The organism is Flavobacterium sp. CECT 9288 (genome assembly GCF_918731615.1).
In the GTDB taxonomy this organism is placed as follows: Bacteria; Bacteroidota; Bacteroidia; order Flavobacteriales; family Flavobacteriaceae; genus Flavobacterium.
Genome location: NZ_OU957226.1, coordinates 2083588 through 2109552 on the forward strand (window position 1 = coordinate 2083588; position 25965 = coordinate 2109552).

A 25965-nucleotide genomic window follows, 5' to 3' on the forward strand; every position below is an offset into this window, starting at 1 on the left:
AAAACAAGGCGGTTTTTTTATGTAAACTATTTTTAAAAAATCTTCCACTACTTAAAAATGATATTTAAATAAAATAAGATCCAATAAATATTTCAAAAAAATTATTTCACTTCTTTTACCTCTAATACTTCTACTTTAATAGCTACTGCATAGTCGTTTGGGACAATTTTATTGCCATGAGCATTGGCGTATACTTTGGTAAACTCAGCTCCAAAATATAATATGATTGCCGAATAATAAACCCAAACTAAAATAATTACAATAGAGCCTGCTGCACCATAAACAGTGGCAACCGTTGAACTTCCTAGGTAAAAACCTATTGCAAATTTCCCTATCATAAAAAAGAAAGAGGTAAAACTAGATCCAATTAAGGCATCTTTCCACACTATTTCTCCATCTGGTAATGTTTTAAAAATCACTGAAAACAAAACAGTTGTTGTAATAAAAAGCAATATAATATTGAGTACATAAAAAATGTATACCGTTGTATCAGGAAAATAAACTATCAAACGTGCATTTATAACATCCATAACTGTATTGAGCATTAAACTTACCATTAGTAAGAATCCCACAGATGCAATCATTGAAAAAGACATTAATCTGTTCTTAACAAACTTCATGATACCTTTATTAGGTTTTGCCCTTAAACCCCAAATAAAATTGATAGAACTTTGAATTTCAGCAAAAACTCCCGAGGCTCCAATAAGAAGCATGATTCCACCAAAGATGGCTGCAAAAGTATTACTATCTGAAAGTTCAATATTCTTAATAGTCTCTTGAATTTGCAAAGCAGCTTGATTGCCTACCATACCGTTTATTTGACCAAAAAACCGCCCAGTAACAGCCTCTCTTCCAAAGAAAAAGCTAAAAATAGACAGTATAATTATTAATAATGGAGGTAATGAAAAAATAGTAAAATACGACAATGAGGCACTCAATTTGATTGCGTTATCATTTTCAAACTCTTCATAGGTTCGTTTCAAAAGGCTCCAGCCATCTTTAGCTAACTTTCTCTTTTTCATTAAAATAAAATATAGTTATAGGTACTCCATTTGAATCCAAATCAAATATTTGGTTTCAACTAAAAATGAATTTTCAAAATTACAAAGAAGATATACACCAAATTGAAAAGAATTTTATATAATTTAATCTAAAATATATTCAAAAGACCAATAAAAATAAAACATTCTAAAATTTAAGTCTTTCTTAACCCCATTTGAAATGTATTTACATAATTTTATAAATTAAATGTTAAGGCATGTCAAAACAAAAAAACTAATGAAAAATAATACTAGCAGAAGAAGTTTTTTAAAGCAAACAGCAATACTTTCAACAGGAACCTTGATAGGGAGTACTTTATTACAGGACGCTTTTGCAAATACTACTCAGCCCCTACTCGAAGAAACTGGGAGCGATATGTTAACTAATAGCCTTGAAGGAGGACCATTTGTATTGCCAAAATTACCTTATTCTACTGATGCTCTTGAGCCTCATATAGATAAAGTCACAATGGAAATTCATTATGGAAAGCACCATCAAGCCTACGTAACCAACTTGAATAAGGCAATTGAAACTCTTGATAAAAAATTTGTTGAATCTTCTAGCTCACTCGAAACTATATTTGAAAAAATGTCACAGTTTCCTGATTCAATCCGAAATAATGCTGGAGGCCATTACAATCACACCTTATTTTGGGAGTTACTATCTCCTGCTGGAGGTGGTTTGCCCAAGGGGAAACTAGCCGAAGCAATTACTAGTAGTTTTGGTTCATTTGATGAATTCAAAAAACAATTTGCAGACGCATCTATGAAACGTTTTGGTTCAGGTTGGGCATGGTTAGTAGTTAAAGATGGTCAACTCGTAATTGGTTCCACAGCCAATCAAGACAATCCATTAATGCGTTTGAAAGGAAAAGGTCTTAAAGGTAAACCAATCATAGCCTTAGATGTTTGGGAACATGCTTATTACCTCAAAAATCAAAACCGAAGAGCTGATTACATTAACTCTTTTTGGAATGTTGTTAACTGGGAAAAAGCTGAACAACTTTTTAATTCTTAAAATGAGTTTATCATTTTTTATTAAAACAGGCTTCGATAATCAAAAATCGAAGCCTGTTTTAATTATACGCTTTTACAAAACTCCTGTTTCACCAAAACATATGCTGCAATCTAAATCAACATGTTTAAAAAAAATAGAATATACTTCTAAAATTAATCTGTACTAAATACAAAAAACACGAATCCCGTAATTCATAGTAGTGCTGCCTAAAGCTTAGTTGAATGTTTCTCGCATCGTTTTCTTAACAAAAATTAAAGTGTTTGTAATTCTTTTGTTAAACTAATTTTATGATTCAAAAACTTACCTAAAAAAGAATAGCTTTGTACTCTGAAATTAAAACAATGATTAACCCGTCAGCTATAGGTTGGATAGATAAATTTTTTAATGAGCAAGATTTTTCTACAAAATCTAATGCCATTACAACTAATGCTTTTTATGAAAAAGTAAGAGCAACTGGTTTTATTTATGGTCATATCATTGCCTTTAACACTCCTACTCAAATTCAAACCAAAGGCTGGTTTAAGGATGAAATATCAAAGGTAGCATTACTTACACTCCTCTATGATGTTTTTTGTTTGACAAAAGGAGAAAATCAAAGTGATCTTTTCATAAAAGAAACGGTAACTTTTTATAACCAAATGAATCCTCAAGGATTTAATTTGTTTAAAAAAATATTACCCAAAGATTCACTAGCGCTTACACTTGAAAAAATTATTGATGATCGAGTACAAACAAACGAGAGTATCATCAATAAAAATTTTTCACACTTGGTTACCAATGCTTTATTATTCATAGATATTATTGCATTTCAACAATATCTTGTTAGAGGAGAAATTCCAGAAAAGTATTTAAAAAAAATTGAGGAAACTATTGTAAACGTAGTCACATTAGCTTTAAAAATAAAGACTAAAAAATCACAATATGATGATCTTTTAATTAAACTTTTTGAAGCATCAATACGATATAGTAAGTTTTCAAAAGGAACAACACAAAACTTAGATACACTGCAACTAGATTATTTTACAAATGATCTTGAAAAATACTACTTAATTGATCTAGCCTGTATGGCGTTATGGAGCGATGGAGAAATAGAAAATGAAGAAAATTATTTTTTACACTCACTTGCCACTATTCTAAACATTAATGATGAATTTGTAATTCAAAGCTTAAGCTGTACAAATACATTTATTGCACAACACAAAAAAGATATTCCATATTTTAATTATTCAAATCCAGTAAAACATTTTTACGATCAAACTACACAGAGTGTTGTTACCTTGATAAGTCGAAATAAAAATCGGCTATTAAAAGAACTCTATCAAAGTAAGGAATTAATGGTTTTGCTTGCTTATTCCACCCGAAGAGATCTTGATGAAAAAGAAAAGAAAAAAGTCAAAAAACAATTGTTAGAAATTTGTAAAACCATACCTTCTCTTACAATTTTTTTACTCCCAGGAGGTAGTTTATTACTGCCTATTTTGATCAAATTCATTCCTACCCTACTTCCAACAGCATTCAACGAAAACCTGGACGAAGAATAAAAAAACCCAAAAAGCAATATGCTCTTTGGGCCTTTAATAATTTAGAATTTTAATTGATATACTTCATCAAGGTCATCTTCTGAGCTAATGTTTACGTTTAAATCGGTTACAAAACCAGAGTTTAAACCGTAAACCCATCCGTGTAAGGTTAGATCCTGATTGTTTCTCCATGCGCCCTGAACAATAGATGTTTTTGCTAAATCAAAAACCTGTTCCTTTACATTGAGCTCTACAAATGTATTGAAACGCTCTGTTTCGTCTTGAATACTATCTAAATAGGTATTGTGCAAGCGGTAAACATTTTTAATATGACGAATCCAGTTGTCAATAACCCCAATAGACTGATTGCCCATAGCCGCTTTAACACCACCACAACCATAATGTCCGCACACGATTACATGCTTTACTTTAAGAACATTTACAGCATAATCTAAAACACTAAGCATATTCATATCAGTGTGCACCACCATATTTGCAATATTACGGTGTACAAAAACCTCACCTGGCTTTGCTCCTACAATTTCATTTGCAGGAACACGGCTGTCAGAACAACCGATCCACAATAAAGGCGGTGTTTGACCTTTAGCTAAATCTGCAAAAAAATTAGGATCACTCGCAAGTGATGTTTCAACCCATTTTTTATTATTATCTAATATTTTTTTATAAAAATCACTCATTTTATTTAATTTAATGTTTGTTAATTATTTCAATCTCTTTATAACACATTCAACCTTAAAAATCTGTTGTGTCTCCTATTGGCTTTTTAACCATTACCCGTTTAGCTGCGTCATAATAGTGTTCAAAAGTTACATGATTGTTAGAATCATTTGAGTTTTCTAATTCGTAAGCCTCTTTAAATCCTTTTAGTTTTACTTTAATTTTTTTATCTGCAGCCTTAATCGTTTTAAATTCATGTATTAAATCTAAAATATCATGAGCAATATACACCGTATCTTTTGCATCAATAATTACTTTTGAATTTTCTGGAATGTCATTCAACGTCTGTTTAATAGCTGATTTATTTAAAAACGAAACCTCTTGAGCCAAATCTATGTGAATTATATCACCTGATTCATAATTCTCTTTTCTAAAATTATATGCACGTTTTAAATTGCCTTTTAGTACAAAAATGATACTTATTAAAATCCCTAATGCAACCCCTTTGAGCAAGTCAGTAAATATAACTGCGATAGTTGTTGCAAAGAAAGGAAAATACAAATACTGATTCCGTGTAATTGTTTTTCTAAATTCATTATTTTTTTTAAATTCTAATAAACAATAGATTAAAATGATAACAGATACAATTGTAAAAACAATTACTACAATATTAAAATCATGCACAGCATCATAGGCTATTTTAATACAAACGAGTGAAATAATTAATACGTTAACAACTTTTGGCATATACTTTATAAAATGCTTGATATTAGTAAATGCTAATTTATAACCTACTAATAATAAAACCGCTGCCAGTGTTGCTAATGGGATTTTATTTAATAATGATGGAATTGCTAAAACACTTACTAACAAAAGCACACCGTGAATAATTGCAGACATTTTTGATTTGGCACCCGCACTATTATTTGCAGTGGTTCGCACTACCACAGATGTCATTGGTAATCCGCCTAAAAGTGCACTCAAAATATTACCTATTCCTTGAGCTTTCAATTCTACGTTAGTATTGGTATATCTTTTTAAATCGTCCATTCTATCAGATGCTTCAATGCATAATAAAGTCTCAATTGAAGCAACTACAGCAATTGTAATCGCTACAATCCAAACTTTTGAATTTGAAATGGCAGAAAAATCTGGAGTGACAATGATATTTTTAAATTCAGCTAAAGTTGTAGGAACCGGTAAGCTTACTAAATGTTCCTTAACAATGGCTAAATCGCTCCCTGATTGTAAGAAAAACTCATTAACCAAAATACTCACTATTACTACAACTAATGCGGGCGGTACTAACTTAATTTTCTTTAAAAAATCGACTTTATTCCAAAGTATTAAAATTGAAAGTGAAAGTAACGCTATAATGATGGATCCTAGTTGAACATGATTAATCACTTGAAAAATTTCTGAGAAAGAATTTTGCCCATCTATTTGAAAAAAAGATTCGTCTCCTTCAAAATCTGGATCATAACCAAATGCATGGGGAATTTGCTTTAAGATTATAATTACACCTATTCCTGCCAGCATTCCCTCAATAACATTATTTGGAAAATAATTTGAAATTGTTCCAGCTTTAACAAAACCTAATATTAATTGAATAATACCTGCAATTAAAACTGCTAATAGAAACGAATTAAACGAACCCAAATCAGTAATTGCTGTTAAGACAATTGCAGTCAATCCTGCTGCTGGACCAGAAACACTTAAATGTGATTGACTCAAATAACCTACTACTATTCCTCCTACAACACCTGAAATAATACCTGAAAACAAAGGTGCTCCACTAGCCAGAGCAATACCTAAACAAAGTGGCAAAGCCACTAAAAAAACTACAAGACCAGCGGCAAAATCAGACTTGAGGTGAGCAAAAAGATTGACTCTATTTTTCATAAGATAATAATTATATGTACATAAACCTTAATCCATATCAAAAAGATATAGACTATTTTTTTTGAAAATAATACTATCCTAAGTTTGGAGGGGGTGCAAAAATAAAAGTAATTACATTGTCATGTTTAGCTGTCTTGTTTGAAAAAAGAAAATTAATTTCTTTAAAATAAACATTAATCAGCTCAATATTTACCAATTCTTGATGAACAAAATTCTTTATTTCTTTTTGAGAGTCTTCTTCCTCTTCGGCAAAATCAAAAAAAACCGTAATGTCAGAACTTTTTTTAATGAGGATAACAATAGTGGGCGCAGCTAAAAAAGCTAGAAATAAAAATAAAAAAAAACGCGCTAACACTTTCATTGATAATATAATAAATTCAGCAAATAGAATTTTTAATTGTTCAAATGATAAAAACACAAAATGATCTATATGCAATAATGGCATAAAGGTAATAAATATTTTATATTGCTTCCATATAATTTATTTATGCAAAAAAAATAAGTATTAATGTTTTTCATAAAATTTACAAATTGATCATAAAACAAATTGATTGTTTTTATCTTTGTATCATAAAATACTATAGATGACAATCACTCAATTAAAATATGTTTTAGCTGTAGCTGAACATAAAAACTTTACACTTGCTGCCGAGAAATGTTTTGTAACTCAACCTACCTTGAGTATGCAAATTCAAAAAATTGAAGAGGAGTTGAGTATCCAAATTTTTGATCGAACAAAAAAACCCATTCAACTCACTGATATTGGTCAGAAGATTGTAAACCAAGCAAAAAATATTGTAGTTGAAGCAGACCGTATTCAAGATATTGTAGAGCAACAAAAAGGATTTATTGGTGGTGAATTTAGACTAGGAATCATTCCAACTATCATGCCTACGCTATTGCCAATGTTCCTTAACAATTTTATAAAAAAATATCCAAAAGTTAAGCTCATCATAGAAGAACTGAACACGAATGAAATCATCACAAAACTTAATAATGGTCATCTTGATGCAGGAATTGCTGCTACACCTTTATTAGAAGAAAAAATAAAAGAGATTGTATTGTATTACGAACCTTTTGTAGCTTATATCCCGGAGAGTCATCATCATTTTCAAAAAAATGAAATTGAAGTATCTGATTTAAATTTAGATGAAATTTTATTACTTCAAGATGGACACTGCTTTAGAGATGGGATCTTGAACCTTTGTAAAAGTGGCGATAGAAATGAAGCGAGCCATTTTCAAATAGAAAGTGGGAGTTTTGAAACCCTAATAAAACTAGCAGATGAAGGTCTCGGGACAACCTTGTTGCCTTACCTACACACCTTAGACCTTAAAGAAAGTGATGCTCTAAAACTTAGACACTTTAAGGAACCAAAACCTGCCAGAGAGGTAAGCTTAATTTTCCCTAAAAGTGAATTAAAAATTCAAATTATAGATGCACTAAGAACTACAATTGCAGGAGTAATTAAAGGAGCAATAGTATTTCAAAACGTTCAAATTATTAGTTCTATATCAAAAAAATAAGGAACACTTAGGTTCCTTATTTTTTTTATGAATTTACTAATATTAAACATTGTTTTAGCTCTGGCTTGCTTACGGTATAATTCAAAAGCCATTCTCTTAAAAGCTCCATTTCGTATGGCAACAATGTTTTTAAAGCTTTTTCTAACTCTTTACAGAACAAAGCCGGATCAAAACTTACCCTCTCTAAAATTGATTTGGTATAGTCATACATTATTTTCGACATAGTGCAATTTATTTTTTGTTTGGAACACTGTAAATTTAAAATAAAAATAAAAATGTTTCACTATTATTTAACTTAGTTTTTTGTTTTCAAACCAAAACAAAGGGTTGAAAGACTATTAAAAAAATTATTTTTTAAAGGCTCTAAACATTTCTCGTTTTCCTGGTGGCCCGGCTAATTTTTCTACTGTAAAACCAACTTCAATCATACTACGTTTAACAACGCCTCTTGCGGCATAAGTTACTAAAACACCATCTTTTTTAAGAGCTTTATACATTCTTTCGAAAATTTCTGTACTCCACAAATCAGGTTGCACCCTATATCCAAAAGCGTCAAAATAAATCAAATCAAAGGCGTCAACATCCTCAATTTGTTCAAAAAACTGTTTCCTTTTTGTGATTTCAAAATGGGGAGCAAGAATTATTTTTTCTTCCCAATTGCTGGTGTGCATCGTCTCAAAAATAGCTTTGTGTTGTTCTGCATCAAGTTCAGCTACATAATTCATAGCCAACACTTCCAGCGCAGATACTGGGTATGCCTCTACTCCTACATAATTAATAGTTTGACTTCTTTTGATAGACTCTAAAAAAGTAATGAATGCATTAAGCCCTGTTCCAAAACCAATTTCTAAAATAGAAACATTAGTATTTGGAAAAAGTGCTAGACCATTTTTTATAAAAACATGTTCAGCCTCTTGTATGGCACCGTGTTTAGAATGGTAACACTCATCCCATTCTGGTAAATGAATCGTTGTAGAACCATCTAGAGTTTGAATTATTTCTCTTTTCACAATTGGTATAAGTCGTTATAAATTAATTTTAATTTTTAGATTTGAACCAAAAATAGTGAAAAACACAATTTTCACAGAGCATCAACAAGTATTTTTTTGATTTTTAGTATCAAAATCAAACATCTGAAGGGTATTTTTTTAAATTACCAACAAATAACACATTAAAAACACAATTAAACGAAATGAATAAAAGTATTCATTGTTTTTTATTTAATTTTGCACGCATTAAACAAAAAATAAGTCTTGATTTTCAGGAATTACATTTTGTTTGAACCAAAAAATCAACAAACAGTACACTATTATGAGTAATACTCTAACTACCAAGATTGAAACCATAAAAGCCACTACATCAAAAATACAAGATGTAGATTTTGAAAACTTAAGCTTTGGTTCTGTTTTTACAGATCATTTATTTGAATGTGATTTTAAAGACGGTGAATGGCAAACTCCAACCATCAAACCATACGCGCCTTTTTTAATTGATCCATCAACAAGAGTATTCCATTACGGCCAAGCAATATTTGAAGGAATGAAGGCTTACAAAGATACAAATGATGATATTTGGCTCTTTAGACCTGATGAAAATTACAACCGATTTAATAAATCAGCGGTTCGTATGGCAATGCCAGAGGTTCCAGAAGCTATTTTTATGTCTGGATTACACCAATTATTACAACTAGACGAAGCTTGGATTAAAAAAGGGAATGGAAACTCGATGTACATAAGACCCTTTATGATTGCTACTGGAACGGGTGTGATTGCAAACCCTTCTAACGAATATAAATTCATGATTATCTTATCTCCAGTTACCTCTTATTATGCTGGAGATGTTAAGGTTCTTATTGCTGAACACTACAGTAGAGCTGCAAATGGAGGTATAGGTGCTGCAAAAGCTGCAGGTAACTATGCTGCACAATTTTACCCTACAACTTTAGCAAATAAAGAAGGTTTTCAACAAGTTATTTGGACAGACGATGCTACCCACACTAAACTTGAAGAAGCGGGAACTATGAATGTGTTTTTTAGAATCAACGATACCTTATTCACAGCTCCTGTGAGTGAACGTATTCTTGATGGTGTAACTAGAAAAACACTTATTGACTTGGCAAAAAGCGAAGGTATTGCAGTTGAAGTTCGTCCTGTATTGGTTTCAGAATTAGTTGAAGCAGCAAAAAATGGTACTCTAAAAGAAATATTTGGTGCCGGAACAGCTGCTGTAATTAGTCCTATTTCAGGATTTTCTTTCCAAGATGTATATTATGATCTTCCAAAGGTTGATCATTCAATTGCCATTCAATTAAAAGAAAAATTAACAAACATTCAAAATAAACTTGATGAAGATACTTTTGGCTGGACAGTTAAAGTATAATTTTTTCAAAACCTGAATTTTAAAAAGTGATTTTCTACTGAGAAAATCACTTTTTTTATTTTTCGTTAAATATGTTTGAAAAATCGGGTTTAAAATAATTAGGTCCCTTCATAACTTTACCATCTTCTCTATAAATAGGTGTCCCATCAGTATTTAATTTACTCATGTTACTAAGCTGTATAGCATCAAATACAGCTTCCATCTTATCTTGTAAACCATGCGCTATTATGGTTCCACACAAGATATACATCATATCGCCAAGTGCATCTGCTATTTCAACCAAATCATTATTTTGCACTGCTTCAAGATATTCTTCATTTTCCTCTTTCATCAAATTATAACGAAGCAGGTGCTTCTTTTCGCCCAGATTAACAACAGGCGCATCATGAAATCCTAAGTTAAAAGCAGAATGAAATTGCTTTACAGCGTCAATTTGTTTCTTCATATTCTTTTTTTTAATTGAGACACCAAAATAGCAACTATTTCTAAACAATTGATTAAATTTACAAAAAATTGTAAAACATGTTTAGTCAAGGTCAAATCATTTTTGGTATCTTATTTTTTATCGCTTTTGTTATAGCCGCAGTATACTCCTATAGAAAAGACATTCAAATTCATAAAACATTTTATAAGGGCAATTATAAAATCCTACTGGGATTTATTGGTTTTATTGCTATTCTTTTTTTGATAAAAGTTTTTTTCAAAAGGTAGTTTTTAACTGATTATTAGTCCACTTCTTGTGGGCTTTTTTATTTGCTTTTATATCCGTACACGCGGTAAATAAAACAATCACAAAAAACAACATCAATACTAATCAGTTATTTACAATTTTACAATACAGGATTTCAAGAACAATTTATAAAAATTTGAGCATTGAAAAACTTTTAAATAAAATCTATAACTTTACAAAATCAAGAAACTAACCCGTTATGCGAATTTTAAAATATATTTTCCTTCTACTTCTACTAAGCCTTGTGGCTTTGACTATATTTATTGCCACTCAAAAAGGAGATTTCACTGTAGAAAGAAGCCATATTATCAAAGCGCCTAAGAATACTGTATACCAATTTGTTAATGATTTAAGAAACTGGGAAGATTTTGCAACTTGGATATCTAAAGATGCAGCTTCAAACCTTGCTTTTTCAGAAAAATCAATAGGCAACGGAGCTACAATGACTTGGGATAACCAAACAAGTTCAGGATCAATTGCAACACTTTCAACACAAGAAAACGATAGTATTTCACAAAAAATGGATTTTGATGGCAGTGAATCATCAGTAGTATTGCGTTTTAAAGACACTTTAAATGGAACTAAAGTGACTTGGAAATCTCAAGGAAAAATGAGCTTTACCATGAAAGTAATGGCTGCAATGCAAGGCGGAATAGATAAAATAATGGGTCGCGTTTACGAAAAAAGTTTAGAGAAACTCGAAAAAACATTGGTTTTTGAAACCAATACTTTCAATATAAAAGTCATTGGTCTAAGCACAAAATCAGGAACAAATTACTTAAAACAAACCTTTACAAGCAAGCTTACTAGCGTTTCTAAAAATGCTAATATCGTATTTAATAAATTAACTGCTTTTTGTACCAATAATGGCGTAGAAACAAATGGAAAACCATTTTTATTGTTTCACAATTACAATGCAACAACAGGATTAGCACAAATTTCTTTTTGTATTCCTACTAAAAACCGAATTTTGACCAGTTCAGGTAGTGATATTTTATCAGGTACATTAGAGCCATTTGAAGCCATAAAAACAACTTTAACAGGCGATTATACTCACATAAGCAAGGCTATACAACAGTCCAACGCCTACATAGCTAAAAATAAAGTAGTTGTAAGTCCTAATTTTAGCCATTTAGAAGTTTTTAAAATTAATAAAATCGACATTAAAAATCCATCAAAATGGGAAACTGAGGTTTATGTGCCGCTTCCGCCAAAAGTGATTCCCGTAACTGCTCCTGTAAAACCTGCTACAATTGCGCCTGTAACGACTAGCAACCCACCCGCTCCAACAGAAATCAAAGAAGAAGATTCTGAATTTTAAAAAAAATACCTTCTGGTATTAAACCTTATTATTCAAAAATCATCTTAGACTAAAAAAACATTGTGCAGGAAGAACAGGAATTTATAAACCAATTATTAAACCCCAAAACGCAGAATCAAGCGTTTCAGAGGTTGCTATTGGAATATCAAAAACCTTTATACAACCACATTCGTACCATTGTTTTAAATCATGATGATACAGATGATGTTTTGCAAAATTGTTTCATTAAAATTTTTCAACATCTTAAAGGTTTTAAAGGAGACAGCAAACTTTTTTCTTGGATGTACCGTATTGCCACAAATGAGGCCTTGACTTTCTTAAAACAAAAAGCCCGTGCTAATAATATCTCATCTGAAGCTTTACAAAATAAAACACTTGACAATCTAGAAGCCGATGTTTTTTTTGACGGAAATGAAATGCAATTAAAACTGCAACGCGCAATAGCCGCTTTACCAGAAAAACAGCAACTAGTTTTTAAAATGAAATACTTTCAAGAACTTAAATATGAAGAAATATCAGAAATTTTAGGCACCACAGTAGGCGGGTTAAAAGCCTCCTATCACCTAGCCGTAAAAAAAATTGAAGCTTTTGTTTCTTCCACTTAAACCTTTTAGTAATAACATTGTCTAAACACTATTATGAAGACATTTAAATTAGATAACGAACCAAAAATAGAATCTGGATTTAAAGTTCCAGACCATTATTTTGACACTTTTTCTGCAAAGATGATGCAGCAATTAGAGCAAAATGAGCCGCCCGTTATTTCTATTTTTCAACGAAAGAAAACTTTAATATTCTCTGCTGTAGCTGCCCTATTAGTTTTAGCACTGATGGTTCCTTTAGTGGTACAACAACAAAACAATAAAGAAAATGAGCTAGAAACAGCTGCATTAGAAAATTATATTACTTATCAAACAAATGTAAATCAATACGATTTAATTAATGGTTTGAATTATGAAGAAATTGAAAATATGAAAACTCCAATTGCTCTAGAAGATGAGGCAATTGAAGAACATTTTTCAACAAATACCAACCTAGAAAATTTAATTTTAGAATAATAGATTAAAAAAAAATACAATGAATAATTCAAAAATAATACTCCTCCTTGCTTTATTATTTGTTTCTTTTAATTTTTACGCTCAAGGCGAAAGCATGAAAGAAAAAAGAGAGCAAATAAAAGTTTTGAAAGCTGCTTTTTTCACCACAGAAATAGGATTTACAACCACCGAAGCCGAAAAGTTTTGGCCTGTTTACAATACTTATGATGATAAACAATTTGAGTTAAGACATCAAAAAATGAAATCCTATGTAAAACGAATGAGCGATGGCTCTCTTGATAAAATTAACGAGAAAGAAGCTAAACTTTTTTTAGCTCAAATTGAGGGCACAGAAGAAGAATTATTCTTAGTTCGCAAACGCTTTTTACAAAATTTGAGAACGTTTTTACCTGCTGTAAAGATTGTAAAATTAAAAAAGGCTGAAGAAGATTTCAATAAAAAATTACTCCAACAATACCGTAATAACGGACAAAAAAATTAATTTCCTTTTTTATTAATTCAAGAACTACCCTCAGAGTCTAGCATACTGAGGGTATTTTTTCTTTTAATTAAATTGCAACCGAATCATTTTGTTTTGACCAGCAGCAATAGCCGTAGTTTCATTAATAAAGCGAATGGTATTCAGTTTTGAATCTGTTGCTAATTGCTTCCAAGAAACGCAACCATCCCCAGAATAAAATATTCCAGAGTAACCCACCGTAACGATACCTTTCCCTTTACTATTAGGCACGTATTGCGCACAAGATGCATAACCAAAAGCCGTATTCTCAGCTACTAGGTTCCAAGTTTTTCCTCCATCTACAGTTATGGCTTTATTAGAATGATTTTGATTTCTATTTTCATAATCTCCACCAGATACAAACCCTATTTTTTCATCATAAAAATCGGCAGTAAATATTCCTGTCATACTTTTACCCTGTACAATAGGCGTTTCATAAACTGTCCAAGACTTTCCTTTATTTGGCGAATAAAAAACTCTTGACTTAACTCCCCCAGAAACAATCCAAGTAGAAGAACCTTTTACTATAATATTAGTGTTGCTTGCTGCAAAAGCAGCCTCTCCAGCACTTGTTGTAGGCATGAGCATGTCAGGAACTTTTTTCCATGAAGCTCCGCCATCACGAGTAATGATAACATTTAAACCAGTAGAAACAGGGTCTCCCATGGCTATACCTTCTTTATTATTCCAAAATTGCATACTATCAAAAAAAACCTTTTCATGATTTTCTTGATAGACCAATTTAGCAGTTAAATCTTTTTTTGAAATTTGATATAACAAAGCAGGATTCGATACACTTAAAGCATAAACATATTCTCTAGTTTGTGCATTACTTCTAAACTCTAGTTGCAACGTATCCTTGATAATCTTGCGTTCGGTTTTTTTATTGGTTACCAAATCAAAGTAGCCATATCGATTTTTATCAGCTACATACCAAATTTTAGTTCCATCAATCACTAAAGATCTAATGCTTATTTTATCTTCAAATAAGGTATCAATACTTACATTCTTAAAAACAGAGCTTTCTATCCCCGTTTTATTAGCATTAACTTGACTTTTACAAGAAACGATAAAAAGCACCCATAAAATAAAGGAAAAACGACAATTCATACACAAATAATTTATGCTAATATACAATTATAAATCAACAGTTATTCACTAAAAAAATACTGGCACAGTAATTGGATATAACTTTCGTGTGAAACTAAATCGAAATAATATGAAAACTAAACTACTACTATTCAGCGTAATGACTACCCTATTAGTCACCACAACGCAGGCACAAGATAGAACCTCTGTGAGCGCTATGAATTCAGAAATAAGTGATAATCTAGATTTAAGAGCAATTGCATCTATTTTTGGTGATTCCAGAGATCTTGAAGATTTTGAAAGAAGATTAAACGACCCAAAAGCGCAAATATCTAATCTAGATTTAAACAACGACAATCAGGTTGATTATTTAAGAGTTGTAGAATCGGTAGAGAGCAACACACACCTAATTGTTGTTCAAGCTGTACTGGACAGAGACGTATATCAAGACGTAGCTACAATTGATGTAGAAAGAGACCGAAATAATAATGTTCAAGTACAAGTTATTGGTGATGTGTTTATGTATGGCGATAATTATATTTATGAGCCTGTTTACTATACTACTCCTGTGATTTATGCCTCTTTTTGGAGACCTTCATACCGTGCGTATACCTCTAGATGGAACTGGGGATACTACCCATCATACTACTATACCTGGAATCCTTTCCCTGTGTTTAGATATAGAAATAATATCTCTATCTGTTTAAATAGTTACAACAGTTACAACTATGTAAACTTAAGACGAAGTAATAGAGCAGTTGTCCTTTACAATTCAAGACGCAGCAACGGTTATGAAAGATTATATCCTGATTATGCTTTTTCAAGACGTAATGTTGCAGTATCAAACCGATATGAACTAGAACAAAGAAGAACAAGCTCTAGAGTTGAAACCAGTGCTGGAAGACGTACTTCAGATGGCAATAACCGATCTGCTACAGATAACACAAGAGGAAGTCGTACAGCGCAAACCTCTAATTCTGGCAGATATGAATCGCAAGGCAGAACTCGTTCAGAAAATGCTACTAACTCAAATAGAACAGCTACAAGAACTGAAAATAACAGATACAGTACAAGAACTAGTGGAGAGACAACCACTGCTAACGGACGATCTGATAGAAGCTACTCGCAAAATAGAGGTACAACAACTACCGAAAGAGAATCGCAAAGAAGTGAATCCCCTCGTGCTAATAGCTCAAGCAGATCAAATTCTGAAAACAGTTTACCTTCAAGAAGAGAAAGTACACCTAGAGATTATTCGCAAAACAGATCAAGTTCAGCACCACAAGCTGCGCCACAAAGACAAGAATCAAGTTCTAGAGGTAATTCTGGAAGAGGTTCTGAAACAAGAAGCAATAGCAATCAAAGAGGAAGTTCTGAAAGATCAGAAAATAGAAGATCTTAATTAAAATTTAAAAATAACAGAAAAACACGACATTAATAGTCGTGTTTTTTTTTAGACAAAAAGCTTCTAATATATTTTAAAAGTGTAAATTTGAAACGTTTTTAAAAAAAATTTCATGAACGCTTCACACAAAGACCTCCATACTAAATGGACATTAGGCGGGTTATTAATTTCATTAGGAATCATTTACGGAGATATAGGTACCTCACCTTTGTATGTGATGAAAGCCATTTTAGGCACTCATTTTATAGAAGCTGATATCGTTTTAGGTGGCATCTCTTGTGTATTTTGGACGCTTACACTACAAACAACCATTAAATATGTGATTATCACACTTAGTGCAGACAATCACGGTGAAGGCGGAATATTTGCATTGTACGCACTAGTCAAGAAAACTAAAATTCAATGGCTAATTGTACCCGCAATTATTGGAGGAAGCGCTTTATTAGCTGATGGTATCATTACGCCTCCTATATCGGTTTCTTCAGCTGTTGAGGGAATAAGGACATACTACCCTGAAATTAATACCATTCCAATTGTAATAACAATACTTTTCATATTGTTTATGATCCAACAATTTGGGACAAAACTTGTGGGTAAATTCTTTGCTCCCATGATGCTTATTTGGTTTGCAATGCTTGCTATCCTAGGTATATCACAAATTACTCAAAATACCGAAGTTTTAAAAGCTGTAAACCCTTACTATGCTTACCACTTATTATCTATACATCCTGAAGGATTTTTTGTATTAGGTTTTGTTTTCTTGTGTACAACTGGTGCTGAGGCATTGTACTCTGACATGGGACATTGCGGGCGTAAAAATATCCGAATTAGTTGGGTATTTGTAAAACTAGCATTGGTACTAAACTATTTTGGACAAGCCGCATACCTTTTAAAACATGAAGGTGAAACATTACAAAGTATTGGTGGAAAAAATGGAAATCCGTTTTACTTAATCATGCCTGATTGGTTTCAACCAATAGGAATTGTAATAGCTACACTTGCTGCTGTTATTGCCTCTCAAGCTTTGATTAGTGGTTCTTTTACCTTAATAAATGAAGCTATGAGGCTTAACTTTTGGCCAAAAGTTAAAATCAAATATCCTACAGAATTAAAGGGACAATTGTACATTCCGTCAATCAACTGGTTGTTGTTTATAGGGTGTGTTGGTATTGTATTGCATTTTGAAGAGTCCAGCAACATGGAGCATGCTTACGGACTAGCTATTATACTTTGTATGATCATGACTACCATTTTATTGAATTATTACTTGATTATGAAAAGGGTTAAATTGTACTTTATAATTCCTTTAATAACCATTTATCTAGGAATTGAATTCAGTTTTTTAGCTGCTAATATTACAAAATTTGCCGAAGGAGGATACGTAACACTTTTAATTGCAATATCGTTAATATCAGTAATGACTATTTGGTATTTGGCTAAGAAAATTAATAAAAGTTACACCAAATTGGTTAAAATTGAAGACTATAAAAAAGTACTTGTTGAATTAAGTGCCGATTTATCTATACCAAAATACGCCACTCACTTAGTATACATGACTAATGCTGGACGAGTTGATGAAATTGAGGAAAAGGTAATGTACTCTATCTTACAAAAAAGACCTAAAAGAGCTGATATATACTGGTTTGTTCATGTAAACATACTTACAGAACCATACAAAACTGAATACAAAGTTACCGAAATTGTAAAAGACGATTTATACCGTGTTGACTTTAACCTAGGTTTTAGAGAACCTACTAAAATCAATCTCATGTTCCGTGAAGTAATTCGTGACATGGTGAAAAAAGGTGAAGTAGATATTACTAGTAGATATGAATCTCTAAACAAAAACAATATCATTGGAGATTTTAAATTTGTATTATCCGAAAAATTCCTTTCAAACGATAGTGATTTAAGATGGCATGAAAAATTAATCATGAATTCATACTTCTTTATCAAAAAACTAAGTCTTTCCGAAGAACGCGCTTTTGGTTTAGACAGTAGTTCTGTTAAAATTGAAAAATTCCCAATGGTACTTCATGCACCAGAAAACATAGGGCTCACGCGAGTAAAATAAATTAAGAATCCTTTAAAAAAAGCATTGTAGCAATACAGTGCTTTTTTTTATGAAAAATTTTTAAACAACATTCAGTACTAAAATTTAACATTCAAATCAATTAATAGTACCTTTGCACCTCAATTATTTAAAATGAGATTACACAGAAATTTAGTTTACACAACAATAGATGCTTTAAATGCTATTTTTAATGAAGGTGAATATGCCGATAAAGTAGTAGCAAGATCCTTAAAAAAAGACAAACGCTGGGGAAGTTCAGACAGGAAGTTTGTAGCCGAAACCATTTATGAAATTGTGCGCTGGAAACGATTATACTCTGAAATTGCAGAGGTTAAAGAGCCATATGATAGAGATAATTTATGGAGAATGTTCTCTGTATGGGCTGTTTTAAGAGGCTACCCAATCCCTGATTGGCGCCAGCTTGAAGGTACTCCTGAACGAAAAATAAAAGGTCGTTTTGATGAATTATCAAAAGTAAGAGCTCTGAAAGAATCTATACCTGATTGGATGGATGAACTTGGCGTAAGCGAACTTGGTGAAAAAGTTTGGTCTAAAGAAATCACAGCCCAAAACCAACCTGCAAAAGTAATCCTTAGAGTAAATACCTTAAAAACAACTCGAGAAGCTTTGCGTGCTATTTTAATGGATTTAAACATTGAAACAGACGTTTTAAAAGACCAACCAGATGCACTTGTTTTAAGAGAAAGAGCTAATGTTTTCTTGACAGATGCTTTTAAACAAGGCTTTTTTGAGGTTCAAGATGCAAATTCTCAACTAGTTGCAGCATTTTTAGACGTAAAACCAGGAATGAGAGTAGTTGATACGTGTGCAGGTGCAGGCGGAAAAACATTGCACATTGCCTCTTTGATGGAAAATAAAGGACAATTAATTGCAATGGATTTATATGAAAGTAAATTAAAGCAATTAAAAATTAGAGCCAAAAGAGATGGTGCTTTCAATATTGAGTACCGTATTATCGACTCTACTAAAGTTATAAAAAAATTACACGAGAGAGCTGACAGAGTTTTAATTGATGCTCCATGTAGTGGTTTAGGAGTTTTAAAAAGAAATCCTGATGCTAAATGGAAATTAAAACCAGAGTTTATTGATAACATTCGTAAAGTACAATCTGAAGTACTTGAAAGTTATTCAAAAATTGTAAAACCAGGAGGAAAATTAGTGTATGCAACTTGCTCTATTTTACCATCTGAAAACCAAGATCAAGTGAAACGTTTTTTAACTACCGAAATTGGAAAACAATTTACTTTCGTTAAAGATCATAAAATCCTAGCGTCAGAGTCAGGCTTTGATGGCTTTTACATGGCACTTTTAGAACGTAAAGAATAAGATTAAAAGGTAACTACAAAAAAAAACTCCAATTTCTAAATTAGAAATTGGAGTTTTTTTTTTATTGATTCTCTTCGTCAGTCATGTGTGATTTAGAGTAACCACGCCATTTTTCAATACAATCTTGAAAATCTTGAGGCAACTCAGTATCAAAACGCATCATTTCACCAGTAGTAGGATGTATGAATCCGAGTGTTTTTGCGTGAAGTGCTTGCCTTGGTAACGCTTTAAAACAGTTGTCAATAAACTGTTTGTATTTTGTAAATGTAGTTCCTTTCAAGATCAAGTGACCTCCATAACGCTCATCATTAAATAAAGGATGCCCAATGTGTTTCATATGGGCCCGAATTTGATGTGTTCGTCCAGTCTCTAGCTGACACGATATTAAAGTAACATACCCAAAACGTTCTAAAACTTTATAATGTGTTACAGCAGGTTTCCCTATTTCAGGATCAGCAAAAACAGCCATTTGCATTCGATCTTTCAAATGTCTAGCTAAATTTCCTTCTATAGTACCGCTATCCTCTGCCACATTGCCCCAAACAAGAGCAACATACTCTCTTTCTGATGTTTTTGCTTCAAATTGTTTGGCAAGATGCGTCATGGCAGCCTCGGTCTTTGCAATGACTAACAAGCCTGATGTGTCTTTATCAATTCGGTGAACAAGTCCAGGACGTTCACTACTATTCATAGGCAAATTATCAAAATGATGGGCTAACGCATGAACTAAGGTTCCAGTATAATTCCCATGACCAGGATGCACTACCATTCCAGGTAATTTATTGATCAACAATAAAGTATCATCTTCATAAACAATATCAAGCGGAATATCCTCTGGAATAATATGATTTTCATACGGAGGATGTGAAAGCATAACTCGCACTATATCATGTGCCTTAACTTTGTAATTTGACTTAACCGTGGCATCATTTACAAAAATATTCCCTTCACTGGCTGCAGTTTGAATTTTATTTCGGGTTGCATTTTGTATTAAACCCATCAAGTATTTGTCAATTCTTAAAGAGGCTTGCCCTTTAGGAACTTCAAACCTAAAATGTTCAAATAATTCGTCTTCTAAATCTATTGTATCTATATTATTGTTCATCAACTGGTATTTCTTCTATTGGTGCCGCAAGGGTATCTGCAGCGCTTTCTTCTTCTTCAAAACTCATTTTTCCATCTCCCAAGACCAAGTCAATTTTGGACGATTTAAGCACTCTATCACCTGCTTTTAAATTCCTTCCTTTATAACGCATCTCTAGCACCATATCTTTCCCTAAGTTTGGCACATAAGTAACAGTTCCTTCATCAAGTCCAAGTGCTTTTAAAGTAGGAACAGCTTCGCGGTACGTTTTATTAACTAAATCAGGAATTCGTACAGATGAATATCCTGAGGTATTTATTTTTATATAAATTTTTCTACCTACTTTCACCTTAGTACCTGGTGTAGGATCTTGTTCTACAACACTAAACTGAGGAAAATCACTTCTATAATCAACACTGTCTAATAGTTCATAGTCTAGATCAAGCTCATCGAGTTTTTCTTCTACTTGCTCCTCTGTTAATTTTCTTAAATCTGGAACCGAAATTTCATTACCGTGATCTGTGGTAAATGTAAGCCAATGCATGAATAAATACACTAAAGCAACAATAATCCCAAGTGCTAAAATTACTTGAACTACAAAAACACGACTGGTAAGATACTTACGTAAACTCATAAAATAATTTTTAATTGTGGCAAAGATAAAGCTATTTCGTTTCAAAAAAAATGATAATTTTGTTTAATCGTTTTTAGGAATTATACGCGTTAATTTTTTGGAGCTTATTCCCGCTATCCGCTTGTATCTTTGCTTTTTTAAAGAAAAAAAACAAAGGATACCGCTGCTATCGGGGCTAAAACAAATCATAAGCTGCCTTACCTTTTTTAAACAAAAAAAACATCACTTAAAACTGAATAAAATGAAAAATATTGCCATCATCATGGGCGGATATTCTAGTGAATATAAAATATCACTTATCAGCGGAAACGTTGTCTATCAATACCTTGACAAGACAAAATACAATGGCTTTCGCATCCATATCCTAAAAGAAAAATGGGTTTACGTTGACGCAAATGATGCTGAATTTCCAATAGATAAAAATGATTTCTCCGTAACTGTTGCAGGCAACAAGATTACTTTCGATTGTGTTTTCAATGCCATTCACGGTACACCCGGCGAAGATGGATTAATGCAGGCCTACTTTGAACTATTACACATTCCGCAAACTTCTTGCGATTATTACCAGGCCGCATTAACGTTCAATAAACGCGATTTACTTTCAGTTTTAAAACCGTATGGTATAAAAACTGCTACTTCTTACTATTTAAACAAAGGCGATGTCATCAATACCGCTGAAATTGTTGCTAAAGTTGGTTTGCCTTGCTTTGTAAAACCCAATAAAGCAGGTTCTAGCTTCGGAATTTCTAAAGTAAAAACAGCCGCCGAATTACCTATCGCAATTGAAGTTGCATACAAAGAAGATAACGAAATAATAATAGAAAGTTTTCTTGACGGAACTGAGGTTTCTGTAGGTGTTATTAATTATAAAGGAACAGTGACCGTTTTACCGATAACCGAAATCGTTTCAGAAAATGATTTTTTTGATTATGAAGCCAAATATTTAGGAAAGTCTCAAGAAATTACACCGGCAAGAATCTCAGATGAAATGACACAAAAAGTCAGCGAGATTGCTAAACGTGCATACGAAGTACTCAAAATGAAAGGTTTCTCCAGAAGCGAATTTATTATTGTAAATGAAGAACCACACATGCTTGAAATGAATACTATTCCTGGACTTACAACGGAAAGTTTGATTCCGCAACAAGCCAAAGCAGCAGGAATAACACTTGAAGATTTATTTACAAATGCTATTGAACTAGCCATATAACAACACAATGAGAAAAGCAATTTTTCCTGGATCATTTGATCCTATCACACTAGGTCATGAAGACATCATAAAAAGAAGCTTACCCTTATTTGATGAAATAGTTATTGCCATAGGTGTCAATGCCGAAAAAAAATACATGTTCTCTCTTGAAGAAAGAAAAAGATTTATTGAGGAGACTTTTAAGGATGTAACTAAAGTTTCAGTAATTACCTATGAAGGATTAACAACTGATCTTTGCAAAAAATTAAAAGCTGATTTTATCCTGCGTGGTTTACGCAATCCAGCCGATTTTGAATTCGAAAAAGCCATTGCGCACACCAATCGTAGATTATCAAAAATAGAAACTGTGTTTTTATTGACCGCAGCAAAAACATCGTACATCAGTTCCAGTATAGTACGAGATGTAATTCGTAACGGTGGACAATATGAAATGTTAGTTCCTGATGCTGTTAGGATAAAATAGTGATCAGTAAAAAGTGGTCAGTTTAAGTTTTAATCTTGTAGTTAACATAAATTTCATAAGACGTCATGTAAAAGACATCATAATTTTAAGAGATAGAATAATCAAATGAAAACAAATAAATTAACAGATCTGACAGACCAGGAATTAATTACTGAACAAAAAAAGAGAAAAAGTACTAGCATTTCATATTCTATTATAATCGGAATTATGATTGGAGTTTCAATTTATGGATATATAAAAAATGGATTTTCATTTTTTACCGTAATGCCAATAATGTTTTTTCCTACTTTTATAATAAATTGGAAAAATTACCAAGAAGCAATAAATGAAGTTAAATCTCGAAATATAAAATGAGTAAAAACTGTTTAAACTGTGTAAATCCAACGACAGGTAATTTTTTGTAATCAATGCGGTCAAAAAGTAAAAGTTCATAGATATTCTATTAAACATTTTATTGAGCACGATTTAATTCACGGCAGTTATGGTTATTCAAAAATTCATTGATCATTAGAAGCTTTGCCGTTGTATTTTCATATATATATTATTTTCAATGTTTGTCGGAATAATTATTGCGAGAATGAACTACAGTAAATAATAATCTAGAATTTAGCTTGACAAAATTAATTTTGTAAATTAACAAATTGAATACCTCAAGGATTAGGATATTTAGTCCGCACATCGCTTACTCAAGTTACGCAGTAAGCAAAAATTATACAACAATAAAAGTTTGTCGAAAGTAATGTTAAGATGTACTTTCGCCATAAAATAAAAGCCATCAAACATGAGTATAGAAAGAGAATTAAGCAAACGCAGCGGGTCAAAATGTGAACTATGCGGGTCAACTGAGAACCTAAAAGTATATCAAGTTTTACCTACCAAAAAAGGCGGACTTGACGAAAGTATTATGGCTTGTACTACATGCATTGACCAAATTGAAAATCCAGATAAAGTAGATTTAAATCACTGGAGATGTTTAAATGACAGCATGTGGAGTGAACATACTGCGGTACAAGTTGTTGCATGGAGAATGTTAAGTCGTATGCGAAATGCGGGATGGCCTCAGGAATTATTAGACCAAATGTATCTTGATGAAGAAGTTTTAGCTTGGGCCCAAGCTACAGGCGAAGGCGAGGAAGACGAAAACAAAATCATACACCGCGATAGTAATGGAGTCATACTAGAAACAGGCGACTCGGTTGTATTAATCAAAGATTTAAAAGTAAAAGGATCTAGCATGGTTGCAAAGCAAGGAACTGCTGTACGTAACATTAGACTTGATCATGAAAACGCTGAATATATTGAGGGAAAAGTAGATGGTCAAACTATCGTAATTATCACTCAGTATGTAAAGAAAACTTAGTTTATAGTAATCCGTTTGCGGTAAAAAGTGAACAGGTAAATATATACATCAAACTAAAAATCGTTAACAGTAAAACAAAATTTACTATTAACGATTTTTTTACTAAAAACTGCGACTGAGACTGGGACTGAGACTGATCCCGAAACTTCAGGACTACTCCTCCTCTTTCTTGATTACTTTTCGCGCAACTTCAATTTTATATTTTTTACCCTTCATTTTTTCATCCTTGATGGCGTGCAATAAATCTTTTACTTTATTGAATTTTACTGCTGCAAATGAAATAAAATCTTTGACTTCAATAAGGCCTAAATCTCCTTTTTCTAATTTTCCTTTTTGAGAAAAGAAGCCTACAATATCAATTTTATTCAATTTATTTTTCTTCCCACCACTGATGTAAATAGTTTGAAATTCAGGCGGTTTTGGTAAACTGACAGTATTCTCCACTTTCAATTCCGTCATGGAATAATCAATATAATCTAGCTTTTTCTCACTTTCGTTGAAAATAATATAAGCGGTACCTGAGTTTTGCATCCTAGCAGTACGTCCGTTTCTATGCGTAAACTCATCTTCTTTTGATGGTAAATGATAGTGAATAACGTGCTTCATTTCTGGAATATCAAGTCCACGAGCAGCCAAATCAGTGGTTATTAAATACGTCATACTTCCATTTCTAAATTGTATAAGCGCTCGCTCACGCTCCTCTTGATCCATGCCGCCGTGGTAATACGTAGCATAAATACCTTTTGCATTCAAAGTATCACTTATTCTTTCAGCAGCGTCTCTATGATTACAAAATACGATTGCAGCTTGTGACTTCAAAGAACAAATTAAGTTAAACAAACTACCCATTTTATCCTTGTCTTTAGAAACAACCATTCGCATAGAAAGATTGGTTTCAACAACATGCTCAGGAATAAAATCCAAAATAGTAGGATTAAGTACACGTGTATATTTAGGTATTTCAATATCTGAAGTAGCTGAAACCAATACTCGTTTATTCAATTTAGTTAACTTCCCTATAATATAAGACATTTGTTCATGAAAACCAAGCTGTAATGATTTATCAAATTCATCTAAAATTAAGGTTTGAATTTTATCAACCCTAAAAGTTCCTCTATCAATATGATCTGCAATTCTACCTGGAGTTCCTATCAAAACAGCTGGCGGATTGCTTAAGTTTTTGATTTCAGTATCTATGGAGTGCCCTCCGTAGCATACATTTACTTTATAATCGGTTCCCATTTTTTTCCAAACTTGTTCTATTTGGAGTCCCAATTCACGTGAGGGAACTAAAATTAAGCATTGCACCGAAAGTATTTCCGGCTGTAGCATTTCAAATATTGGTAGTAAAAAAGCGAGTGTTTTCCCTGAACCTGTAGGAGAAAGTAATAAAATATTATTGTCATTCAGGATAGCATCTTGTGCTACTTCTTGCATTTCATTTAGGCTTTCTATACCTAAATTCAAAAGTATATTGTTGGAGTGGTGCTTCGTATTCATTTTATTCGTTTGTGCAAAGGTAATTTTAAATTGCGACTAATGAATTTTGTCGTTTAAAATTTCGATAATTTCATACATCTGCCCTATTATTCAATATTCCTTTTAAAGATTCTATAAAAAAAGCTAAA

The 25965-nt window shown here is 32.2% G+C and carries 26 protein-coding genes; 15 read left to right on the forward strand and 11 right to left on the reverse strand.

From position 1 onward, the window contains the following. Nucleotides 1–101 precede the first annotated feature (101 nt). Nucleotides 102–1022 carry a YihY/virulence factor BrkB family protein gene (locus tag LQ189_RS09150; RefSeq protein ID WP_230156029.1) on the reverse strand — a complete coding sequence of 307 codons (921 nt, stop codon included), beginning with the start codon at nt 1020–1022 and terminating at the stop codon, nt 102–104. Between the two features lie 394 nt (nt 1023–1416). On the opposite strand from LQ189_RS09150, the gene LQ189_RS09155 reads away from it, so the two are divergent. Next, entirely contained in the window at nt 1417–2058 is a 642-nt protein-coding gene (locus LQ189_RS09155; RefSeq protein WP_230158653.1) for a superoxide dismutase, read from the forward strand. A gap of 341 nt (nt 2059–2399) precedes the next feature. Next, nucleotides 2400–3599 carry an LETM1-related biofilm-associated protein gene (locus tag LQ189_RS09160; protein ID WP_230156031.1) on the forward strand — a complete coding sequence of 400 codons (1200 nt, stop codon included), beginning with the start codon at nt 2400–2402 and terminating at the stop codon, nt 3597–3599. Between the two features lie 41 nt (nt 3600–3640). Here LQ189_RS09160 and can read toward each other — a convergent pair whose 3' ends face one another. From can to LQ189_RS09175, 3 genes are all read right to left on the reverse strand, one after another. Further along, nucleotides 3641–4276 (reverse strand): carbonate dehydratase, encoded by a 636-nt coding sequence (gene can / locus LQ189_RS09165; RefSeq protein WP_086455101.1) that lies wholly within the window; start codon nt 4274–4276, stop codon nt 3641–3643. A gap of 55 nt (nt 4277–4331) precedes the next feature. Further along, a complete protein-coding gene (locus LQ189_RS09170; protein WP_230156034.1) occupies nt 4332–6158 on the reverse strand; it encodes a SulP family inorganic anion transporter in 1827 nt (608 codons plus the stop codon). A 73-nt stretch (nt 6159–6231) separates the two neighbouring features. Continuing rightward, nucleotides 6232–6603: a hypothetical protein gene (locus tag LQ189_RS09175; protein WP_086455102.1), complete on the reverse strand. Its 372-nt coding sequence runs from the start codon at nt 6601–6603 to the stop codon at nt 6232–6234. Nucleotides 6604–6742: 139 nt separating this feature from the next. Between LQ189_RS09175 and LQ189_RS09180 the strand changes: the two genes are divergently transcribed. Then, nucleotides 6743–7684 carry a LysR substrate-binding domain-containing protein gene (locus LQ189_RS09180; protein ID WP_230156037.1) on the forward strand — a complete coding sequence of 314 codons (942 nt, stop codon included), beginning with the start codon at nt 6743–6745 and terminating at the stop codon, nt 7682–7684. A 25-nt stretch (nt 7685–7709) separates the two neighbouring features. Here the strand turns inward: LQ189_RS09180 and LQ189_RS09185 are convergent, their stop codons facing one another. Both LQ189_RS09185 and mnmD read right to left on the reverse strand, forming a co-directional pair. Further along, nucleotides 7710–7907: a hypothetical protein gene (locus LQ189_RS09185; RefSeq protein ID WP_086455287.1), complete on the reverse strand. Its 198-nt coding sequence runs from the start codon at nt 7905–7907 to the stop codon at nt 7710–7712. A gap of 124 nt (nt 7908–8031) precedes the next feature. Continuing rightward, entirely contained in the window at nt 8032–8694 is a 663-nt protein-coding gene (mnmD, locus tag LQ189_RS09190; RefSeq protein ID WP_230156040.1) for a tRNA (5-methylaminomethyl-2-thiouridine)(34)-methyltransferase MnmD, read from the reverse strand. Between the two features lie 301 nt (nt 8695–8995). On the opposite strand from mnmD, the gene LQ189_RS09195 reads away from it, so the two are divergent. Then, the gene (locus tag LQ189_RS09195; protein WP_230156043.1) at nt 8996–10063 is read left to right on the forward strand and encodes a branched-chain amino acid aminotransferase; all 1068 of its coding nucleotides are present in this window, start codon (nt 8996–8998) and stop codon (nt 10061–10063) included. 55 nt (nt 10064–10118) lie between these two features. Here the strand turns inward: LQ189_RS09195 and LQ189_RS09200 are convergent, their stop codons facing one another. Then, nucleotides 10119–10508 carry a nucleoside triphosphate pyrophosphohydrolase family protein gene (locus LQ189_RS09200; protein WP_230156045.1) on the reverse strand — a complete coding sequence of 130 codons (390 nt, stop codon included), beginning with the start codon at nt 10506–10508 and terminating at the stop codon, nt 10119–10121. Between the two features lie 529 nt (nt 10509–11037). On the opposite strand from LQ189_RS09200, the gene LQ189_RS09210 reads away from it, so the two are divergent. The 4 genes from LQ189_RS09210 (at nt 11038) to LQ189_RS09225 (ending at nt 13653) form a co-directional block, all read left to right on the forward strand. Further along, nucleotides 11038–12114, forward strand: coding sequence for an SRPBCC family protein (locus LQ189_RS09210; protein WP_230156049.1), 1077 nt, complete (start codon nt 11038–11040; stop codon nt 12112–12114). A gap of 62 nt (nt 12115–12176) precedes the next feature. Next, nucleotides 12177–12719 (forward strand): RNA polymerase sigma factor, encoded by a 543-nt coding sequence (locus tag LQ189_RS09215; protein ID WP_230156051.1) that lies wholly within the window; start codon nt 12177–12179, stop codon nt 12717–12719. A 33-nt stretch (nt 12720–12752) separates the two neighbouring features. Next, nucleotides 12753–13172, forward strand: a complete 420-nt coding sequence (locus LQ189_RS09220) for a hypothetical protein (protein ID WP_230156053.1) — start codon at nt 12753–12755, stop codon at nt 13170–13172. 19 nt (nt 13173–13191) lie between these two features. Then, nucleotides 13192–13653, forward strand: coding sequence for a sensor of ECF-type sigma factor (locus LQ189_RS09225; RefSeq protein ID WP_230156055.1), 462 nt, complete (start codon nt 13192–13194; stop codon nt 13651–13653). Nucleotides 13654–13716: 63 nt separating this feature from the next. Here the strand turns inward: LQ189_RS09225 and LQ189_RS09230 are convergent, their stop codons facing one another. After that, nucleotides 13717–14781: an oxidoreductase gene (locus LQ189_RS09230; protein WP_230156058.1), complete on the reverse strand. Its 1065-nt coding sequence runs from the start codon at nt 14779–14781 to the stop codon at nt 13717–13719. 109 nt (nt 14782–14890) lie between these two features. Between LQ189_RS09230 and LQ189_RS09235 the strand changes: the two genes are divergently transcribed. The 3 genes from LQ189_RS09235 (at nt 14891) to LQ189_RS09245 (ending at nt 19586) form a co-directional block, all read left to right on the forward strand. Then, nucleotides 14891–16162, forward strand: coding sequence for a hypothetical protein (locus LQ189_RS09235; RefSeq protein ID WP_230156067.1), 1272 nt, complete (start codon nt 14891–14893; stop codon nt 16160–16162). 115 nt (nt 16163–16277) lie between these two features. After that, nucleotides 16278–18239 (forward strand): KUP/HAK/KT family potassium transporter, encoded by a 1962-nt coding sequence (locus tag LQ189_RS09240; RefSeq protein ID WP_230156070.1) that lies wholly within the window; start codon nt 16278–16280, stop codon nt 18237–18239. Between the two features lie 132 nt (nt 18240–18371). Next, the gene (locus LQ189_RS09245; protein WP_086453753.1) at nt 18372–19586 is read left to right on the forward strand and encodes an RsmB/NOP family class I SAM-dependent RNA methyltransferase; all 1215 of its coding nucleotides are present in this window, start codon (nt 18372–18374) and stop codon (nt 19584–19586) included. A 61-nt stretch (nt 19587–19647) separates the two neighbouring features. Here the strand turns inward: LQ189_RS09245 and LQ189_RS09250 are convergent, their stop codons facing one another. Next, nucleotides 19648–20691: an RluA family pseudouridine synthase gene (locus LQ189_RS09250; protein ID WP_230156072.1), complete on the reverse strand. Its 1044-nt coding sequence runs from the start codon at nt 20689–20691 to the stop codon at nt 19648–19650. Next, nucleotides 20681–21304 (reverse strand): PASTA domain-containing protein, encoded by a 624-nt coding sequence (locus LQ189_RS09255; protein WP_221917290.1) that lies wholly within the window; start codon nt 21302–21304, stop codon nt 20681–20683. Before LQ189_RS09255 ends, LQ189_RS09250 begins: the two co-directional genes overlap by 11 nt. A 241-nt stretch (nt 21305–21545) precedes the next feature. Here LQ189_RS09255 and LQ189_RS09260 point away from each other — a divergent pair, with 241 nt between their 5' ends. From LQ189_RS09260 to LQ189_RS09275, 4 genes are all read left to right on the forward strand, one after another. Then, nucleotides 21546–22514 carry a D-alanine--D-alanine ligase gene (locus tag LQ189_RS09260; RefSeq protein WP_230156074.1) on the forward strand — a complete coding sequence of 323 codons (969 nt, stop codon included), beginning with the start codon at nt 21546–21548 and terminating at the stop codon, nt 22512–22514. Nucleotides 22515–22521: 7 nt separating this feature from the next. Further along, on the forward strand, nt 22522–22977 hold the full coding sequence (gene coaD / locus LQ189_RS09265) for a pantetheine-phosphate adenylyltransferase (RefSeq protein ID WP_230156076.1): 456 nt from the start codon (nt 22522–22524) through the stop codon (nt 22975–22977). A gap of 105 nt (nt 22978–23082) precedes the next feature. After that, entirely contained in the window at nt 23083–23331 is a 249-nt protein-coding gene (locus LQ189_RS09270; RefSeq protein ID WP_230156078.1) for an FUSC family protein, read from the forward strand. A 427-nt stretch (nt 23332–23758) separates the two neighbouring features. Further along, a complete protein-coding gene (locus LQ189_RS09275) occupies nt 23759–24337 on the forward strand; it encodes an alkylphosphonate utilization protein (RefSeq protein ID WP_230156081.1) in 579 nt (192 codons plus the stop codon). A 153-nt stretch (nt 24338–24490) separates the two neighbouring features. Here the strand turns inward: LQ189_RS09275 and LQ189_RS09280 are convergent, their stop codons facing one another. Beyond that, complete coding sequence (locus tag LQ189_RS09280) at nt 24491–25837, reverse strand: DEAD/DEAH box helicase (protein ID WP_230156083.1); 1347 nt, start codon at nt 25835–25837, stop codon at nt 24491–24493. Nucleotides 25838–25965 lie beyond the last annotated feature (128 nt).

Bases quoted from the DNA above. Each gene is read 5' to 3' on its own strand.
- LQ189_RS09160 (WP_230156031.1), top strand. From the start codon at position 2,400: ATGATTAACCCGTCAGCTATAGGTTGGATAGATAAATTTTTTAATGAG.
- LQ189_RS09275 (WP_230156081.1), top strand. From the start codon at position 23,759: ATGAGTATAGAAAGAGAATTAAGCAAACGCAGCGGGTCAAAATGTGAA.
- LQ189_RS09185 (WP_086455287.1), bottom strand. From the start codon at position 7,907: ATGTCGAAAATAATGTATGACTATACCAAATCAATTTTAGAGAGGGTA.
- LQ189_RS09260 (WP_230156074.1), top strand. From the start codon at position 21,546: ATGAAAAATATTGCCATCATCATGGGCGGATATTCTAGTGAATATAAA.
- LQ189_RS09155 (WP_230158653.1), top strand. From the start codon at position 1,417: ATGTTAACTAATAGCCTTGAAGGAGGACCATTTGTATTGCCAAAATTA.
- can (WP_086455101.1), bottom strand. From the start codon at position 4,276: ATGAGTGATTTTTATAAAAAAATATTAGATAATAATAAAAAATGGGTT.
- LQ189_RS09220 (WP_230156053.1), top strand. From the start codon at position 12,753: ATGAAGACATTTAAATTAGATAACGAACCAAAAATAGAATCTGGATTT.
- LQ189_RS09175 (WP_086455102.1), bottom strand. From the start codon at position 6,603: ATGCCATTATTGCATATAGATCATTTTGTGTTTTTATCATTTGAACAA.
- LQ189_RS09240 (WP_230156070.1), top strand. From the start codon at position 16,278: ATGAACGCTTCACACAAAGACCTCCATACTAAATGGACATTAGGCGGG.
- LQ189_RS09170 (WP_230156034.1), bottom strand. From the start codon at position 6,158: ATGAAAAATAGAGTCAATCTTTTTGCTCACCTCAAGTCTGATTTTGCC.
- LQ189_RS09235 (WP_230156067.1), top strand. From the start codon at position 14,891: ATGAAAACTAAACTACTACTATTCAGCGTAATGACTACCCTATTAGTC.
- LQ189_RS09180 (WP_230156037.1), top strand. From the start codon at position 6,743: ATGACAATCACTCAATTAAAATATGTTTTAGCTGTAGCTGAACATAAA.
- LQ189_RS09270 (WP_230156078.1), top strand. From the start codon at position 23,083: ATGAAAACAAATAAATTAACAGATCTGACAGACCAGGAATTAATTACT.
- LQ189_RS09200 (WP_230156045.1), bottom strand. From the start codon at position 10,508: ATGAAGAAACAAATTGACGCTGTAAAGCAATTTCATTCTGCTTTTAAC.
- LQ189_RS09280 (WP_230156083.1), bottom strand. From the start codon at position 25,837: ATGAATACGAAGCACCACTCCAACAATATACTTTTGAATTTAGGTATA.
- LQ189_RS09150 (WP_230156029.1), bottom strand. From the start codon at position 1,022: ATGAAAAAGAGAAAGTTAGCTAAAGATGGCTGGAGCCTTTTGAAACGA.
- LQ189_RS09225 (WP_230156055.1), top strand. From the start codon at position 13,192: ATGAATAATTCAAAAATAATACTCCTCCTTGCTTTATTATTTGTTTCT.
- LQ189_RS09195 (WP_230156043.1), top strand. From the start codon at position 8,996: ATGAGTAATACTCTAACTACCAAGATTGAAACCATAAAAGCCACTACA.
- LQ189_RS09250 (WP_230156072.1), bottom strand. From the start codon at position 20,691: ATGAACAATAATATAGATACAATAGATTTAGAAGACGAATTATTTGAA.
- LQ189_RS09230 (WP_230156058.1), bottom strand. From the start codon at position 14,781: ATGAATTGTCGTTTTTCCTTTATTTTATGGGTGCTTTTTATCGTTTCT.
- LQ189_RS09245 (WP_086453753.1), top strand. From the start codon at position 18,372: ATGAGATTACACAGAAATTTAGTTTACACAACAATAGATGCTTTAAAT.
- LQ189_RS09255 (WP_221917290.1), bottom strand. From the start codon at position 21,304: ATGAGTTTACGTAAGTATCTTACCAGTCGTGTTTTTGTAGTTCAAGTA.
- coaD (WP_230156076.1), top strand. From the start codon at position 22,522: ATGAGAAAAGCAATTTTTCCTGGATCATTTGATCCTATCACACTAGGT.